This is a genomic window from Exiguobacterium sp. R-17 (genome assembly GCF_049913315.1).
Classification (GTDB): Bacteria; Bacillota; Bacilli; order Exiguobacteriales; family Exiguobacteriaceae; genus Exiguobacterium_A.
Genome location: NZ_CP184372.1, coordinates 1,943,781 through 1,960,981 on the forward strand (window position 1 = coordinate 1,943,781; position 17,201 = coordinate 1,960,981).

General features: G+C 46.7%; 19 protein-coding genes. 2 read left to right on the forward strand and 17 right to left on the reverse strand.

Annotated elements, in window-relative coordinates:
* Positions 1–26 precede the first annotated feature (26 nt).
* From murG to ACN9MT_RS10470, 12 genes are all read right to left on the reverse strand, one after another.
* Positions 27–1,121 carry an undecaprenyldiphospho-muramoylpentapeptide beta-N-acetylglucosaminyltransferase gene (gene murG / locus ACN9MT_RS10415; protein ID WP_035406803.1) on the reverse strand — a complete coding sequence of 365 codons (1,095 nt, stop codon included), beginning with the start codon at positions 1,119–1,121 and terminating at the stop codon, positions 27–29.
* Positions 1,118–2,464 (reverse strand): UDP-N-acetylmuramoyl-L-alanine--D-glutamate ligase, encoded by a 1,347-nt coding sequence (gene murD, locus ACN9MT_RS10420; RefSeq protein WP_426272157.1) that lies wholly within the window; start codon positions 2,462–2,464, stop codon positions 1,118–1,120. Before murD ends, murG begins: the two co-directional genes overlap by 4 nt.
* Before the next feature lie 33 nt (positions 2,465–2,497).
* Positions 2,498–3,460: a phospho-N-acetylmuramoyl-pentapeptide-transferase gene (gene mraY, locus ACN9MT_RS10425; protein WP_035406797.1), complete on the reverse strand. Its 963-nt coding sequence runs from the start codon at positions 3,458–3,460 to the stop codon at positions 2,498–2,500.
* A gap of 22 nt (positions 3,461–3,482) precedes the next feature.
* Positions 3,483–4,802, reverse strand: coding sequence for a UDP-N-acetylmuramoyl-tripeptide--D-alanyl-D-alanine ligase (locus ACN9MT_RS10430; RefSeq protein WP_035406794.1), 1,320 nt, complete (start codon positions 4,800–4,802; stop codon positions 3,483–3,485).
* 108 nt (positions 4,803–4,910) lie between these two features.
* The gene (locus ACN9MT_RS10435; protein ID WP_231496838.1) at positions 4,911–6,923 is read right to left on the reverse strand and encodes a penicillin-binding protein; all 2,013 of its coding nucleotides are present in this window, start codon (positions 6,921–6,923) and stop codon (positions 4,911–4,913) included.
* A gap of 122 nt (positions 6,924–7,045) precedes the next feature.
* Complete coding sequence (gene ftsL, locus ACN9MT_RS10440; protein ID WP_023468808.1) at positions 7,046–7,432, reverse strand: cell division protein FtsL; 387 nt, start codon at positions 7,430–7,432, stop codon at positions 7,046–7,048.
* 13 nt (positions 7,433–7,445) lie between these two features.
* The gene (rsmH, locus tag ACN9MT_RS10445) at positions 7,446–8,384 is read right to left on the reverse strand and encodes a 16S rRNA (cytosine(1402)-N(4))-methyltransferase RsmH (RefSeq protein WP_056062348.1); all 939 of its coding nucleotides are present in this window, start codon (positions 8,382–8,384) and stop codon (positions 7,446–7,448) included.
* A 161-nt stretch (positions 8,385–8,545) separates the two neighbouring features.
* On the reverse strand, positions 8,546–10,108 hold the full coding sequence (gene bshC, locus ACN9MT_RS10450; RefSeq protein WP_290775301.1) for a bacillithiol biosynthesis cysteine-adding enzyme BshC: 1,563 nt from the start codon (positions 10,106–10,108) through the stop codon (positions 8,546–8,548).
* A 29-nt stretch (positions 10,109–10,137) separates the two neighbouring features.
* Positions 10,138–10,494 carry a DUF3397 family protein gene (locus tag ACN9MT_RS10455; RefSeq protein ID WP_035406782.1) on the reverse strand — a complete coding sequence of 119 codons (357 nt, stop codon included), beginning with the start codon at positions 10,492–10,494 and terminating at the stop codon, positions 10,138–10,140.
* Positions 10,491–11,300: a ketopantoate reductase family protein gene (locus ACN9MT_RS10460; protein WP_035409503.1), complete on the reverse strand. Its 810-nt coding sequence runs from the start codon at positions 11,298–11,300 to the stop codon at positions 10,491–10,493. The genes ACN9MT_RS10455 and ACN9MT_RS10460 overlap by 4 nt, the downstream gene beginning before the upstream one ends.
* Positions 11,301–11,384: 84 nt before the next feature.
* Complete coding sequence (gene rpmF / locus ACN9MT_RS10465) at positions 11,385–11,558, reverse strand: 50S ribosomal protein L32 (protein WP_012370841.1); 174 nt, start codon at positions 11,556–11,558, stop codon at positions 11,385–11,387.
* A gap of 46 nt (positions 11,559–11,604) precedes the next feature.
* Positions 11,605–12,129, reverse strand: a complete 525-nt coding sequence (locus ACN9MT_RS10470; protein ID WP_023468813.1) for a YceD family protein — start codon at positions 12,127–12,129, stop codon at positions 11,605–11,607.
* A gap of 156 nt (positions 12,130–12,285) precedes the next feature.
* On the opposite strand from ACN9MT_RS10470, the gene ACN9MT_RS10475 reads away from it, so the two are divergent.
* On the forward strand, positions 12,286–13,437 hold the full coding sequence (locus ACN9MT_RS10475; protein ID WP_290751567.1) for a tRNA(Met) cytidine acetate ligase: 1,152 nt from the start codon (positions 12,286–12,288) through the stop codon (positions 13,435–13,437).
* Here the strand turns inward: ACN9MT_RS10475 and ACN9MT_RS10480 are convergent.
* Genes ACN9MT_RS10480 through ACN9MT_RS10500 form a run of 5 tightly spaced genes read right to left on the reverse strand, consistent with a single transcriptional unit; the run spans position 13,410 to position 16,246 of the window.
* Positions 13,410–14,408: a SepM family pheromone-processing serine protease gene (locus tag ACN9MT_RS10480; RefSeq protein ID WP_426272158.1), complete on the reverse strand. Its 999-nt coding sequence runs from the start codon at positions 14,406–14,408 to the stop codon at positions 13,410–13,412. The genes ACN9MT_RS10475 and ACN9MT_RS10480 overlap by 28 nt on opposite strands.
* Positions 14,405–14,899 (reverse strand): pantetheine-phosphate adenylyltransferase, encoded by a 495-nt coding sequence (gene coaD / locus ACN9MT_RS10485; protein ID WP_056062364.1) that lies wholly within the window; start codon positions 14,897–14,899, stop codon positions 14,405–14,407. The genes ACN9MT_RS10480 and coaD overlap by 4 nt, the downstream gene beginning before the upstream one ends.
* Positions 14,896–15,477 (reverse strand): 16S rRNA (guanine(966)-N(2))-methyltransferase RsmD, encoded by a 582-nt coding sequence (rsmD, locus tag ACN9MT_RS10490; RefSeq protein WP_081780349.1) that lies wholly within the window; start codon positions 15,475–15,477, stop codon positions 14,896–14,898. The genes coaD and rsmD overlap by 4 nt, the downstream gene beginning before the upstream one ends.
* 46 nt (positions 15,478–15,523) lie before the next feature.
* Positions 15,524–15,781 carry a YlbG family protein gene (locus ACN9MT_RS10495; RefSeq protein WP_035406768.1) on the reverse strand — a complete coding sequence of 86 codons (258 nt, stop codon included), beginning with the start codon at positions 15,779–15,781 and terminating at the stop codon, positions 15,524–15,526.
* A 24-nt stretch (positions 15,782–15,805) separates the two neighbouring features.
* Positions 15,806–16,246 (reverse strand): YlbF family regulator, encoded by a 441-nt coding sequence (locus ACN9MT_RS10500; protein ID WP_035406766.1) that lies wholly within the window; start codon positions 16,244–16,246, stop codon positions 15,806–15,808.
* A 92-nt stretch (positions 16,247–16,338) separates the two neighbouring features.
* Between ACN9MT_RS10500 and ACN9MT_RS10505 the strand changes: the two genes are divergently transcribed.
* Complete coding sequence (locus tag ACN9MT_RS10505; protein ID WP_035406763.1) at positions 16,339–17,115, forward strand: ATP-grasp domain-containing protein; 777 nt, start codon at positions 16,339–16,341, stop codon at positions 17,113–17,115.
* Positions 17,116–17,201: the final 86 nt, after the last annotated feature.

Below are 17,201 nucleotides of genomic sequence, written 5' to 3' on the forward strand. Positions count from 1 at the left end.
CCCTATCGGTCTTTTCCTGCAATAGTTTAGTTTTTTTGTCCTGTTAGTCGTAACAATTCATCAACTAAGTCTCGTGATGCATTCGGCATACCAAGCGCAAGTGCTGCTTCAGACATCTTTTGTTGTTGCGCCAATGCTTTTTCACATGCATCAAATAACCGTTCACCTGTCAGTTCTTGTTCACGAATCAATAGACTCGCACCTGTCTCGACGAGCGATGAGGCATTGACTTCTTGATGGTTTTCCGTCACGTAAGGACTTGGAATGAGGACACTCGGTAACCCAAGCGTCGTCAGTTCTGCTAATGTACTTGCTCCCGAACGCGAAATGACAAGTTGACTTGCTTTTAGGATGTTCGGTAAATCATATACAAATGGACGCAGTTGAATGCGTTCAGGTACTGAGCCAACGCGTGAAACAATCGTATCGTAATGAATCTGACCCGTAACGAAGAGGAGCGACCATCCGGCTTGTTCAACTTTCGGCATCATGTCGACGACTGCTTCATTGATGGCAGGCGCACCACGACTACCACCATAGATGACGACGAGTGGACGCCCTTCCTCGAAACCGAAACGTTGACGCTCTTCCGTTGGGTTGATTTGTAACTCCGCTACTTCAGAAGCGCGTGGGTTTCCGATCAGAACCGTCTTTGTTTCGTTTTTACCGAAGTGATGACCGGATCCTTTGAAGGATAATGCGACACGGTCCACATAACGCGCTAAAAATTTATTGGTGATACCGGGAAGACTGTTTTGTTCATGAACGAGTGTCTTAAAACCCATTTTTGCTGCCGTGTACAGAACAGGTCCACAGACGAACCCACCTGTACCGACGACAATATCCGGTTGGAACTGGCGCAGTAGTCGGCGAACCCGTCGGACACTCTTGACGAACCGGATACCCGTCTTGACGTTCTCGAACGACAGCGAACGACGGATGCCAGAGATCTCAATCGATTCAAATGGAATTCCTGCCCGACGGACGATATCCGCTTCGAGACCGTTTTCTGTTCCGATATAGAGGACCTCACACGGCATGCGTTCTTCGAGCTCTCGGATCATGGCAAGTGCCGGATAGATGTGACCACCTGTACCGCCACCAGAGACGACGATTTTCATACTGTTGTTCCCCCTACTTCATGTACGGCACGAACGAAATGATCGCCGCGCTCTTCATATGTCTTATACTGATCCCAACTTGCGGATGCTGGTGATAAAAGAATGATGTCTCCAGGTTGTGATACTTCAAACGCTACTTTCACGGCTTCATCCATCGTCTTGACGACCGTTGATGAATAGCCGTTTTCAGATGCAAGCGTTCCGAAGCGATGTCCGGTTTCTCCCAGTCCGATGACATGTTTGACGTGCTTCATCGCATCGAGTAGCGGTGTCAAATCCGCTCCACGCTCGAGCCCACCACATAACCAGATGATGTTTGTCGTGAATCCAGATAGGGCTGCTTCTGTCGCGACGTTATTCGTCGCTTTCGAATCGTTATAAACTTTTCGACCAGCAATTTCACCGACGAACTGTGTCCGGTGCTCTACTCCTCCGAATGTCCGTAGCACATGCTGGACATTCGCTAATGGTAAGTCGAATGGTTCGACGAGCGCTAAGGCCGCGAGGACGTTCTCAACATTGTGACCACCACCGAGAGCGAGTTCTTTGACGGGTAGAATACTCGATCCATTGATCGTCAACACATCATTCACTATTTCTGCATAAGCAGATTGACGACGTGAGAATAGGAGCGGCGTCACATTTGCTGTCTTACTGAGCTCGTTGACCGATGCATCATCAGCGTTCAAGATAAGCCGATCCGAAGATGCCATGTTTTTGAAAATCCGAGCTTTTGCTTCTCCGTATGATTCAAAATCACCATGATAATCGAGATGTGCCGGTGATAGATTTAAAAAGGCTGCTGTGTATGGTCGGAACTGATCGATCCCCATCAATTGAAAACTCGATAATTCAATGACGATGATGTCATCTCGTTTCGCCTGACGTGCGATTTCAATTGCCGGGAATCCAATGTTTCCTGCCAAATGCACACGTCGAGACCCTGTTTTCAACAATTCATGAACGAGTGTCGTCGTCGTCGTTTTCCCGTTTGATCCTGTGATAGCAATCCACGTCGCATCTGTTGCGTGATACGCCAGTTCCACCTCTGTCCAAACGGGAATGTTGCGTCGTAATGCTTCTTGTAACAATTCGATCTGATACGGAATCCCTGGATTCTTGACGATCAAATCGATGTCATCGAGTAGTGTAAGCGGATGCCCACCATAAACCGTTTGGACATCGAGTGATGCAAGCACTGCTTGATCACTCTCGGACGGTGTTTTCCCGTCATTCACTGTCACTTCTGCACCTACGCTCGCTAAATAACGAGCGGCTGCGATTCCACTTTTCGCCGTTCCGAGAACGAGCACCTTTTGATCATTCCATTGTCGTTGTTCCATTGTTGAATCGCTCACTTTCTCTCTTCGTTTTTATCACATAAATACGTAGGCGATGAATGCCATCAAACAGCTGATTCCTGCGAATGTACCGACAATCCGCCATTCGCTCCAACCAACCATTTCAAAATGGTGATGAATCGGACTCATTTTAAAGATACGTTTCCCTGTCGTCTTAAATGAGATGACTTGTAGAATGACAGATAGTGTCTCTACAACGAAGACAATGCCGATCAAGACAAGGAGAAGTTCTAGTTTTAGGACAATCGATAGACCTGCTAGTGCGGCACCGAGTGCAAGGGACCCTGTGTCGCCCATGAAGATTTTTGCTGGATGAGCATTGAATAAAAGGAATCCAATTAGGGCACCAACTGCTGAGAAGGCAAAACAAGCAGCACCCACTTCATCCGCGATGAACCAACTGTACAAACCGAAGAAGAGGAATGTCGGAATCGCCGTAAACGATACGAGACCGTCTAACCCGTCTGTCAAGTTGACAGCATTCGAGAATCCGACTAACCAGAACAAGGCAACGAACGGATAGATGATACCAAAATCAAGTTTGAAGTCTGTGAAGGGAATCGACAGATACGTCGCGTCACTCGTAAATCCACCACTCAACCAAACGAATAACAATCCGACGACGATTTGCCCAATCAGTTTTTGCTTCGAATTCAAGCCGAGATTACGCTTCTTGACGACTTTGATGTAGTCATCGATGAAACCAATCGCACCATATGCAAGTGTTAAAAAGAGTAACGATAACTGTGTCGTTGATAAATCACCCATGACGATTGCTCCAAGAACACTGACGATCATCGCGACGAGAATGACGATCCCGCCCATCGTTGGCGTTCCCGATTTGACCTGATGCCATTGAGGTCCTTCTTCCCGAATTTCCTGACCGAACTTCAATCGGTGTAGAAACGGAATTGCCTTTGGCATAACAAGTAGTACAACAAGAAATGCAAGAATAAGACTGATGAATAATGTGATCATAGCAGACACCCTTTTTCAAAAATTAGTTTTCGTTCAGATAGGTCAATATCCGTTCGAGCGCCATCCCACGTGACGCTTTCAATAAAACGATTGTTCGTTCTCCAAGCAGCGAACGCAATTGTTCAGCAGCATCCTCAACAGTTGCCGCAAATTGGATTTGGACGGATGGGTCGCTGATTCCTTCAGCAATCCACGCGCCTTTCTCCCCTACTAGAATAGCATGCGAGACCGGTAACGTAATCCGCTTTCCGACCGAGGCATGTAACAAGCGTTCCTGGTCTCCTAGTTCATACATATCGCCGAGCACGAGGACGCGCGTCGTATACCCTTCTAATGCAGTGATTGTCTCAATCGCTGCATTCATCGATGTCGGACTTGCGTTATACGCATCGTTGATGACCGCCGTCTCCTCAAAGAGCAGTCGTTCCATCCGCATTGGTGTCAGTTCAACCGCGTCGAATCCTTCTTGGATCCGGGCATCCGTCACGCCAAGCGCGCGCGCTGTCGCAATCGCGTACGCTGCATTTCGGACTTGGTGTTTTCCTAACACAGGCAGATGAAAGGCAGTACCATCGTAAGCAAAGGCTGTTCCGAAAAATGTTGCTTCTGTCGTCTCGATCCGGTACGTATTCCCAATCTGATAACCGATTTTCTCCGCTTCGACTTCTGCTAGAAGTGGTTCATCCCCATCAACGAACAGATGACCTCCTGGTTTAAGACCAGACCGAATCTCAAGCTTTGCTTTGGCGATTCCACTACGTCCACCGACTTGCTCCGCATGGGATTCACCGATGTTCGTGACGAGCGCAATATCTGGTTCAGCAAGATTCGATAAGAATTCGATATCGCCAAAACCGTTCATCCCCATTTCCAGTACGGCGACTTCCGTGTCAGCCGGCATCATGAGAATCGTTAACGGCATCCCGATATCCGAATTGAAGTTCCCTTGTGTCTTATGTGTCTTGAACGTTGTCTTGAGTACACTTTCGACCATGTCTTTCGTCGATGTCTTGCCATTCGATCCAGTGATGGCAACGATTTTTGGCGCAATCCGCATTAAGTATTGTTTAGCGATCTCTTGCAAGGCAACCAGTGGTTCATCGACTTCTAAGAAAACGACATCGATGTCCGGTCGATCAATCCCTCTCTTCCATAAGGTGACGATCGCTCCTTGATTTTTTGCGCCTTCCAGGAAGCGATGACCATCGACGCGTGCTCCTTGAATTGGAACATAGAGACCATCTTCAAGATGTGCGCGTGAATCCGTTGCGAAGTGGCGGACGACCCGGTCGTCTCTGACATCAAGATGCAGCCACTCAGCAATTTGCGTAATTGTTAACATGATATATACCTCCATTCGATGACAGCAAAAGAGGACGAATGCAAAAGTCAACGAATGACTCCTGTTCGTCCTCGTCTTCCTGTAGAAATCAGGAAACTTGCCCCACCGTTATTCTTTAGGTTCAGCTAGTTCGACCGTCAACTTTCCATTTTCCTTCACTAGTGTACCAGTTCGAGCTGATTGTTTGGTTACAAAACCTTTACCGATGACATCGAGCTTCAAGTCATATAAGCTGACGAGCTTTTTGACGTCTCGCTGCGACCACCCCGTCAGATTCGGCATCTTAAATGTGTTCGCCGTCTTCAGCAAGACACGTTCTCCACTGACGAATTCTTGACCACGAGACGGAATCTGCGAAACGACCTCCGCTCCATCCCCAAGGATGATTGGAACAGCTTCTTGTTCTTTCGCCAAATCCGTTGCTTGTCGAGCGCTCTTCTTGATATAGCTCGGCGTAATCTTCGCTTTGACATCCACCGAATCTTTTTGCGTTTCCGGTTGAATGCTCCGGTACTGTAATGCTGTATTCATGACACTTTTGAACACCGGACTCATGATGAGTGGTCCTGAAACCGATGATTCATTTTTTGACGGACGATCGACCGCGATGTACATGATCAATTCCGGATCATCTTTTGGTGCCATGCCGATGAACGAGTGAATGAATTTTCCTTGAATGTATTTTCCGTTCTCAGAAATTTGAGCTGTACCGGTCTTACCGATGACACGGTAGTCTTTCAACTTGTACATTTGACCCGTTCCGATTTTACTGTTGACGACACCGTCCAGTGCATCCCGCGTCGCTTTGGCCGCCTCTGCCGAAATTGGCTTACCGACGACTTCTGTTTTCGCTCGGTACGGTGCTTTATCCGTATGATCAGCTTTTTGTATGATATGCGGTTTGACCATTTCACCGTCACCAGCAATTGCTGTTGCCCCTTGGAGCAATTGCATTGGTGTGACTGCAGTCGATTGTCCCCATGAAGTGATGAGCGCATTCAGCGGTTTTGACAAATCAGACTGACTGTTTACTTCTCCCGAGATGTCTATACCCGTTCGTTGGTCAAAATGAAACTTCTTAAAGTATTCTTTATACCGTTCGATCCCAAGTTTTTCTGCTGTCAACTTCGAGAACATGACGTTCGAGGAGTGATAGACGCCCTCGATCATCGGAATTGTGCCCCAACCAACATCATTATAATCCTTGATGACCGTTCCTTTGTAATTATAGCTACCCGATTTATACTTCTCGTTCGGACGGAAGACTCCCGCATCAATCGCTGCTGCGAGCGTAAAAATCTTCATCGTTGAACCCGGTTCGAATCGTGAGGATACGGCGAAGTTCGTAAAATCTTTCATGTCACGTAAATTCGGGTTGAACGATGGCCGATCCGCCATGGCAAGGATTTCACCAGTCTTCGCATCCATGACGATACCCGTTGCGTTTTTCGGCTTATACGTGTTGTACATTTTTTGCATCTGTTTCTCAAGCGACTGTTGAATGCGATGATCGATTGTCAAGTACAGATTCGATCCGTCCTTCGGTTCATTCGAGACACGTGAAGAACCTTGGATCAACGGATTACCACTCCGGTCTTTCTCGAAGACGCGTGCACCGTAAGACTCACTCAAGGCATTATCATACTGTTTTTCGATCCCCATTTGTCCCTGTAACGCGACACGACCATTCTCCTCGGTGATCTTTTGGACGAATCCGAGTGTATCGGACAAGAAGATACCGTTCGGATAGTATCGTTTTGGCTCTTCGATCATCCGGATTCCAGGGAGTTTTAACTTGTCGATCTTCTCTTTTTGATCGAGTGTTAAGTCATTTCCCTTTTTTCCGAATTCGATTTGCGAACGTTCTTTGTTCTCAATCAAATAGGTTTCCAGTTCTTTCGTCGTCATTCCAAGTATCGGTGCAAGACCTTCAGCCGTCTTTTTGAAGTCGACGATCGTCTCATCCGGATCCTTGACGCCACCTAGTCGGTAAATACCAATCAGGTGATACGACGGAACATTAATGGCGATTGGAGAACCGAGACGGTCAAAAATTTCACCGCGTTCTGCTCCAAGCGTCTCCTGGGACTCCCATCGCTTTTTCTCAGCATAGGCAATCATATCTTCCCCATGGAATTGTTTAGTTGTCGCTAAGTATAAAAATCTGCCAATAAACACAAAAAAGAGAGTAGCAAATATCACCATGATAAAGGCTACTCTCCAACGGGATTTTTTCAGTGGATTCATTTAGGAATCACCTTGATGTTCCCTTTACGCATATCAAGACCCTGTTCTTTTGCAATCTTATAAATCCGTTCCGGAGAGCTTAAGTTCGTGACCTCTAGTTGTAAACGTTCATTTTCTTTTTTGAGTGACTGTGTGACTTGGTTTTCTTTCGCTAAGTCACGACTGACATTGTACGCCTCGTTGTGCGTACTGATCGTCAAACTCCCAAATAACACAAGACCACCAATCATCGCACTGTATAAGAATTTTTCAAAGGGATACAAGCGATACTTCGGACGGACGGCGACGCGACGTGCGATATCTTCCGTCTTCCGTGGTTCCTGAACAGGTTGTTGACGAACGGGTTGAACCGTTTGGACCGATTTACGAAGTGGTTCTGCCATTGGAATGCTCCTCTCAAGATTCTTTCATTTTTTCAGCGATTCGTAATTTTGCCGATCGAGCGCGACGATTATCATCCAGCTCTTCGACACCAGCTGTAATCGGCTTGCGTGTGACGAGTCGGAGTTCGGGCTCCATCTCGACCGGTATCATCGGCAATCCCGGTGGAAGCTCGGGTAGTGATGATTTTTCTTTGATCGCCTGTTTACACATACGATCTTCAAGTGAATGAAACGTAATGACACATAAACGTCCACCAACCCGTAATACATCAATTGCTTGGTGTACCGCACGGTCAAAGACGTTCAATTCGTCATTGACGGCAATTCGGATCGCTTGGAACGTCCGTTTCGCAGGGTGACCACCTTTACGTCGTGCTGGTGCTGGAATCGCATCCTTGATCAATTCGACGAGTTCGAACGTCGTCTCAATCGGTTGCTCTTCCCGCGCTTTTTCGATTTTGCGTGCAATTTGTTTTGAGAACTTCTCTTCCCCGTATGTAAAGAAGATACGTACGAGATCATTGTAAGACCATTCATTGACGACTTCGTAGGCAGAAAGTGGAGAAGATTGATCCATGCGCATGTCGAGACGTGCATCGTGATTGTAACTAAATCCCCGTTCCCCTTCGTCTAATTGTGGTGAAGAGACACCGAGATCGAATAAGATGCCGTCTACTTTCTCGACGCCATGTGCTGCTAATTGCTCTTTTAGATAAGCAAAATTACTCTTTATTAAAGTAAAGCGACCTTCATACGCCGCGAGACGTTCTGCTGCATGAGCAAGGGCGACATCATCTTGATCAAATGCGTATAGATGACCTGTCGTCAGTTGTTTGACGATCTCTTCGCTATGTCCTGCTCCACCTAATGTACAATCGACGTAAATACCGTCGGGTTTAATCGCGAGTCCTTCGATTGACTCCCATTTCAATACCGTTTCATGCTCAAACATGTCCTGCCTCACCTTTCACTGTCCTTGAAGGACGTTACTCTTTTTCAATGTATCACATTCTCTCATGAAAACGTTACGAAAATGAGACAGTTTCCTTGATTTATTTAACTTTTGTGTAATTTTCGCTAAAAAATCAAAAAAACCTGCTTGTTTCAGCAGGTTTAAAGGAAAATTTTCAGTTGTTCAGCCGCATTTGCCTCATAAGCGTTCCTTAAGTCCCGAACAAAATCAGGACCATGATGATTCAACCACGGTAAGATGGAGTGAATCCTTTCTTGTGGCGCTCCATCCGGTAGCAAATGATAGGCCGTTTCTTTATACTGTCGCGTCTGTCGATCAAATTGACGTCGATCTTCTGCTAACAAACTAGCAATCGATTGTTCGAGTTGTTTCTTGATTTTCTCACTCTTACTCGAAGTTCGCAGTAGCTGATGTTCGAGCGAAAGAAACTCGGAGACGAAGCTATCTTTCAGCATCGCTGCCGTCTGCAGGCGCCCTGTCATCTGCTCTTCCGAATAGACGGGAATCGGAACGCCTGACCGGACGATCTCTTCGAGTGATACGTCGAGTTTCATAAGCCGTTTTTCATCGCTATGACGCACGAGTAATCCGCCCATACGAGGGATTAATAACGGCATCGTCCACTTCAGATGGTGAAACAGTGGGCGTAAGCGCGTCCAGTAAGCTAATTCTCCCGGTCCACCAATGTAGGCAAGCGTCGGGAACAGATAATCCTGCATCAATGGTCGGGTCACGACACTGTTTGAGAATCGTTCCGGACTGGCGTACAGTAACGCGATCAATTCAAGTTCTGTATACCGCTTCCCTTGTTTCGTCTCAAATCCGCTTGCTGTCGGATAAAGCAACTGACGACCGTGATCATCGATGAAAAGATGCGCGGCCTCCTCGTTCAAGAATGTGTCGGGTAATTCTTTCGTCTGTGTTATTCCGTCCGTCAATGCCTGTCTGAATTCCGCATTGTCTTGAATCAATCGTTCAAAAAACGGAATCTCGAGTTCACGGACAGGGTGTGTATCAGCATCAAAGAAGACGATATCGAAATCGATCAATTCGCCGATTAATTGTGAGAAAAACATGCCATACGATGTACATTCTTCAACGAGTTGTTTCAGCCGCGCAACTAATCGTTTCGTGTGGATCGTCTCCGGCATTGCCCGGAACGTTTCTTCAATGATTTCTAGAAGTGCCGGCTGATCAAAAGACAAGCGACTGACCGAGCGGGCAATCGTTTCCGCAGGGGCGACTGCGATTTTTCGCGTTTGAAAATCTGCTGTCGGAACATAAACATGATTGATCTCATCAAAATCGTGATCTTCGGTCGCGAGCCAAAAAATCGGAACGACAGGGCGATCAAGTGTCGCTTCCGCCTGCTGCGCGACCTTAAGACAGGTCAACAGTTTATAGATGGCATATAATGGTCCGCCAAAGATGCCGGTTTGTTGCCCTGTGACCACAGCTTGTGCCTCACCTGTACGAAGTTTCGCGACACGCTCCCGCAATCGCTCCGTCATATTTGGATTTTGGCGTTCGAGTTCGTCCGTTAGCGCCGCAAGATGCGGATAGTGACGCTCTTCAAGTAAGCGGCTTCTCGACGCTAAACCACTCGTTCCGAGGTGATCGACATATGTTAAGAATTCTTCTCGTGAAGCACGATGCATCAGCGAGTTGTCATCATATAAGGCTTCAAATGGTTGTACCTTCAAACAAAATCCCTTCTTTCTTACCTAACTCGTCAGCTGATGAACAGTTGACGTATACCGAGCACGAATAACACGAAATGAACGGGTAACGCTAGCAAGATGATGATCCGCCAACTGTGCCGAATCATTTGTCTTAAATCGACATCAAGTTGCCGAATCCGTTGCCAGAGCGCGTTCAACGCAAACACTACCAACACGACGATGACGATCCATCCTAAGTAATTTGTTCCGGTCAAGGCAATCAATGCGACATGAATGGCATATAGAACAATGAATGTCCCAACGTCGAGTGCGAATCGGACTGCCTTCCCGTGTTTTCGAAACAGAAGTAAAAAGATGAGATACAACGCAAGTAGGCTGAATAAAGGAAAAATGATGAAAACCGTCACTGCGGACCCTCCCTCTGTTTGATCTGTTCATAATAAAAAGATAAACGTGGCGTCGCAGTCGTCGCCTGACGTAACGCGTATCCAAGTATCGGTTCCACTTCTGTTTGGCGTCCTTGCTCAAGATCTCGTAACATCGAAGAACGATTTTTACTCGTGTTCTCCATGATTCGCTCGATTTCGGAATAAGTAATGCTATGATTCGGAAAAATCGTCTGCATTTCGTCAAATAATTGACGTGCTTCTTGTCGATAAGGCATTTCTAACAAGGATCCATTCTCAACACCGTAATATGCCGTCACTGGATTGATGACGACGTTGATGAACAGTTTCGTCAATAAGACCGCTTCCATATCCGACTCGAATTCAAAACGGAGCTGTATTGACGACAAGTTCGAAATTTCTTGATTTCCATATCGAATACGTCCTTGTCCAGTATGCCTGACTTCAAACGGCGCAGTGCGCATGGCTCCATGTTCGACGACACCGAATAAGACTTGCGGCAATTGCTCTTTCCATTTCAAATGATCCATTCCATTTTGCAGGAACATGACGGGACACGTCAGCCGTTTGAGGAATGGAATCACACTTTTTATATCATACGACTTTGTCGCTACAAACACCAAGTCTTCTGACTCGAGTCGATCAATCTTCCGGATTCGTACAAGTCGACTTGCCTGTCCATCGCGAATGATCGAACGTTCCTCTTCTTGTTCTTGTCGAGTATAGAGCGTGACTGCATGCTCTTCCGATAAATAAGAGGCAAGCAATAAACCGATGGCTCCCGCGCCAATGATTCCAACGTTCATCTTCATCATTTCCCCTTTCATGAAAAAAGCGACCCCAAAACCGATTTCTCGATTCGAAGGTCGCTTTTATACCGATCAATCAGCTTACTTGCTGACGATTTCTTTACCTTTGTACGAGCCACATGCTTTACAAACACGGTGTGAAAGTTTCATTTCACCACAGTTTGGGCACTCGACCATACCTGGTACACGGAGTTTGAAATGAGTACGGCGAAGACGTTTGCGTGTTTTCGACGTTCTGCGGAATGGTACTGCCATCGTTGTCCACCTCCTTGAAAAAATACACTCGCCTTTACTTCAGAAATCAGGAATCCTGATCTTTTTTAAAGAACTGAGCGAGACCCGCGAGTCGCGGATCGATTTTTGGTTCGGTTTCCTCTGGATCCTCTTCAGAAAGAATCGTCCAGCCTTCCCCCTCAACCAACTGATTCTCTTCATCATCCCCATGCACTTGCACTGGCACATGAAGTAAAATCAATTCTTGCACGAGCGGTCGAAGATCGACCGTATTCCCGATCGGCACGTTGATGTCATCTGCTTCGTTCGAAACAGCATCAACCTCGAGCAGGAATGGCTCGATGGATTCAATCTCGAATGGATAAGCGACGTCATTTAGCGTCCGGGCATCCGGAAGCGTCATTTCGCCGGTAATCCGGAGATTGAATATTAATTGATTCGATGTAAACGATGCATTTGCACGAACGTGCACAGGTTGCACCGCCCGGATATCCGGATGGAGGGCGACTAGCTCATTGAGCTCGATCGTCTCGTTAACCTGAAGTTGACCCAGATTGCGCAATTTATTCAATTGCATCAGGGACCATTTCATCCGAATCACCTCAATTGCAACAATATGAATTATAGAGAGGACATCTTGTTTTGTCAATGTTTTTTCTTTACACTGAAATCGCTAGAGAACGAACACTTTTGGACGTCTTTATCCATATTACCGCACTTAATTCGGTTTGCAAAGGAGAAAGTTTTCATGAGGATGACAGCTATCATTTCAGAGTACAATCCGTTTCATAATGGACACTATTATCAAGCGACGACAGCACGACGGGAAACGGATGCCGACGTCATCGTCGCCATCATGAGCGGGACGTTCATGCAACGTGGTGAGCCCGCTTTTACAGACAAATGGACACGTGCTCAAGCAGCAGTCGCAAGTGGTGCCGTTGATCTCGTTCTTGAACTCCCCTTTTATTTTGCCGTCCAACGCGCAGATCGGTTTGCGCTCGGTGGGGTGACGATCGCTGAGACGATTGGTTGTGAGTCACTTTCGTTCGGAAGCGAATGTGGAGACATCCATCCCTTTTTGCATGCGGCATCGGAACAAATTGAAGAGACTCTTGCATATAAGCAAGCGTTACGTGACGGATTAACAGCTGGTCTTTCTTCTGCTCACGCTGCTAGTCAAGCGTTCAAGAGTGTCTCACAGACGCTTGATTTGACACAACCGAACAATACACTTGGTTATTATTATGCTCGCGCCGCGAAGACCGTTTCGCTTCATACGACAAAACGAATTGGAAGTGGCTATCATGACCTATCAACCGGAGCTATCATGAGCGCCACTGCGATACGCGCCCATTACCAGACGCACGGTCAGCTGCTCGCACTTCCCGAACAGACGGAGGACGTCCTTACAAACGCTTCTTTCGCTCATTTTTCGCACTATTATCCATGGATTCGACAACGCCTATTGACGACTCCCGTATCTGAGTTGATACGAATCGCCGGAATTGATGCTTCACTAGCTCCTCGTCTCATCGAAGGTGCCAAACAAGCAGAGACGTTCGATTTCTTTTTAAATCACGTCAAAACACGTCGTTATACGCGTACAAGCCTGCAGCGTGCCATTGTCTATCTGTTGACTTCAACGACAACGGAAGAGGTCGCACGGATTGATTATGATCATGTTGATTTCGTTCGCCCCCTCGCTTTTTCAGAACAAGGACGACTGGCACTTAAGAGTATCAAAACGCGTGTCCCTGTTTTAAGTACGTTCACGAGCCATCCTTGGCTAACAAAAGAAAGCCAAGTGACAGCTGCATACGCACTGCCCTTGGCTCGCTACGACGCGTTGCTCGAACACCGTCGTTTTCCTTATTTCGCTGGAAGTTCTTCCAAATAATCAATCGCATCTTCAACTGTCTTGATCGGAACGAGCTTCATGTTCGTTCCGAGTTTTTTAATGGATGGTTTTGCTTCTTTGTAGTTCTCTCCTGCTGGTACGAACATGATTTCTGCTTCTGCCTCGTCAGCAGCGACTACCTTTTGCCACGCACCACCGATCGGTCCAACTTTACCGCCTTCTTCAATCGTTCCTGTACCGGCAATCTTATGTCCTTTCGCCAAATCACCCGGCGTCAATTGATCATAGATTTCAAGCGTGAACATCATTCCTGCAGAAGGACCACCGACATCCTCGATCTGAAACTTAATAGCGGGGTCTGTCGTTACGTTTGAGATCGGTAATGGTTCATAAATACCAAGTCCGACACGTTTGACTTCTTTCGACAACTGATCCACTCGAATCGTCGTCTTCTTGACTTCCGATTTACGCGTGAACTGAATTGGAACGACTGTTTTTGCTTTTTTCGATTGAATCGTCTTCATGAAGCCATCAAATGACGTAATCGATTTCCCATCGACGCCCGTGATCCGGTCTCCAGCTTTCAGTTTCCCTTCGGCTGGACCACCTGGAATGACACCGGACACATAGACCCCTTTAAAGTCGATATCGACCTTTTTATCAGCTAATTCATAGGCCTCGATCGTCGCATTATGTTGTGCTTCTTCCATGTATAGTTTCTGACGTGTTTCATACTGTGCATCTGACTCTCCGTCGTACAAATAATCACTTACGCTCGACGTTTCGGAAAACGGTAGGAAGAGGCTTTCTACGAGGAAGTAAGGGGTTGCTCGACGTTGGGCGATCGTCAGCATCATCAAATCGCCTGGCTCCTTGTCACCCCCAGACACATCAATCAAATCTTCAGTCGATGTCGCATCACCTGGATAGGAGATAAAATACGGAAGTGGCACGAAAAACACGAGCAAGGCAGCAATGACCGCTGCTAAGGCGGGTTTCCAAGCTTTCATCGCAGTTCTCCTCTCGTATATCTCTGACGTAGCGCCTCTTCGACGGAAGATGGCACGAGATCAACGACGGAAGCACCGTATTTGGCCGCTTCCTTGACGATCGAAGAACTTAAGAAGGAATACTGGTTATTCGTCATCATGAACAGTGTCTCAATTTGATCGTTCATCTTTTTGTTGATGGATGCGACCTGCATTTCATACTCAAAGTCCGAGACCGCCCGTAGACCACGGACGATCGCGGTTGCGCCGACTTCCGCTGCGTAATCGACGAGCAAACCATTGAAGGAATCGACCTTGATATGTGGTAGATGCGACGTCACATCTGCAATCAACTCCATCCGTTCCTCAACAGAAAAGAGCGGTTGCTTCGAAGAATTGTTCAATACGGCAACGATGATCTCATCAAAAATCGGAACAGCCCGTTCAATGATGTCTAAATGTCCGTTCGTGATTGGATCAAAGCTCCCTGGGCAAATGGCGATTCGTTTCATACGTGGTCTTCCTCCGCTTCCATAAATTCATATAACGTGATTGAGATGACAGCGGAATAACGAAGTCGACGAACGACCTCTAGCCGTCCGATCCGGTCCGGTAATACAACAGCAGAGTCATGTTCACACACGATGACACCATTGTCTGTCAGCATGTCGTGTTGCTCTATGTACGTGACGTGTTCCGTCAGTCGTTCTTTTGCATAGGGAGGGTCTAAATAAATTAATTTAAATGGCTTTTCGGAGGCTAGTTCCGTCAAGGCGATCGTAACGTCTTTTTTCAACACACGTGCTTGATCCGTATAGTGCGTCGTCTGCAAGTTATCTTGAATGGTCTGAATGGCTTTATGGTGTTGGTCGACGAATACCGCCTCATCGCATCCTCTCGAAAGAGACTCGATGCCAAGACCACCACTACCCGCAAACAGATCAAGCGCTCGTCCTCCATTGAAATAGGGACCGATGACGTTGAACAACGATTCTTTTACTTTATCCGTCGTCGGTCGTGTCTGATCCCCTGGTACTGCTTTTAGCCGCGTTCCTTTCCGTTCCCCTGAAATGACTCGCATTTCCTTCATTCCTTTCAACAAAGAAGCGACGAGGATGTCCTCATCGCTCCTTGGATTATGCTTCTTCTTGCATTTTACCTTTTTTATTCGCGAACGTCTCCGTGATGAACGGTCGTTCTGAACGTTTGATCGATTCGACGAACGGAAGAGTCGAAATGACTTCCATCACCTGTTCATGCTGATCTAAATCGACATACAGATGCACGTATCGTTCACGTTTAGACGTAAAGTAGACGTTCCCGTAACGGCGTAATTGACGGGATGCTTTCATCGCATTGACATAGACGATGAGTCCCACTCGTTCCTTGATCACGCCAGCCTACCCCCTTCATCTTCATTATCCGCTACAACTGCAACTTCCACCGGTCGAACAGCCTCCGGCACATCCTTGGTCAAAGAATGGATTCCCCGTTGGTACTTTGATTTGCGGTGATACTTCACCAGCGAGTTTCAGACTAATTTGTCCAAGTAGCGTCTCGAGTTGTTTTTCTGCTTTTTTAAACTGCGCGACTTCCTCTTGTAGATCAAGTCGACGTTTGACTTCATGGACCTTTTTTGTGATCGTCTGATAGTCCGGATGGTACCGTCCAAATCGTTGCACGAGTTCGTAATCTTCTTTGACTTGATGAAAGTCTCGAATGACGGACTGTGCCTCCACTGACTCTTGCTGTGCTTGTTTCGCACATCTATATGCTTGCCCCGTTTCACTTTGAGCGAGAGATCGAATGAGGTCTTCCGCTGCGTTGATGAGGTCAATCGTCTTATCGGTATATATCACAACGAATCTCCTCCTTAACTTTACCATCTTATCATAACATTTCTCTCCCTCCTAGCCCGTTGAATTGTGTATAATTTGTTCAGAAGGAAGGAATGAACTTTATGCAACTGCTCTCTTTTAATATGTTCCGGACGATTGGAATCAAGACGGAACATGCCAAATCAGATTATCACTTTGATTCCTTGAAAAAGATTGAACAGGCGGACGTCGTCTTGTTCCCGGAATACTGGCAAATCCACTCGATCATCTATGGAATGAAGAAGCCGATTTTTCCATCTGCCGCTACGTTCCACCTAGGTCATGACAAAATCGAGATGACTCGGATTTTTCAGACCGTCATTCCGGACAATATCCCTCGGACAGGCATCTACGGGAAAAATGAGTTCACGGTCGATCGAGTCTTACGTGAATTTTCGTTTCCGTTCGTCGCTAAGACAGTCCGTAGCTCGATGGGGCAAGGTGTTCATCTCATCAAAAATGAAGCGGACTGGAAGAAATACACGGATACACACGAGACGTTCTACATCCAAGAGTACATTCCGAACGAAAAGGATTTACGTGTCGTCGTTGTCGGTGATCAAGTCCTCGCGGCATATTGGCGCGTCGGTGGTGCACAGTTCTTAAATAACGTCGCTCAAGGTGGCGTCCTTGATTTCGATGATGTGCCTCAAGGTGCAATTGATTTCGTGCTCGCGCTTGCGAAACAGCTTGATATCGATCACGCTGGTTTTGATCTTATCATCCGCGACGGACAATGGTACGTTCTCGAGTTCAACGTCTTCTTTGGTGGTGAAGGACTCAATCATCTCGGTATTCATGCACCAGATACGATCCTTGAGTACGTTGAACGAAAATACGGAAGTTCATGAATTCTTCAAAATGACTTCACAACTTTTACGTCATCGTTTCATTCATTATGGTATGATAGTTTGGAAAGACTAGTATCTACTAGCAA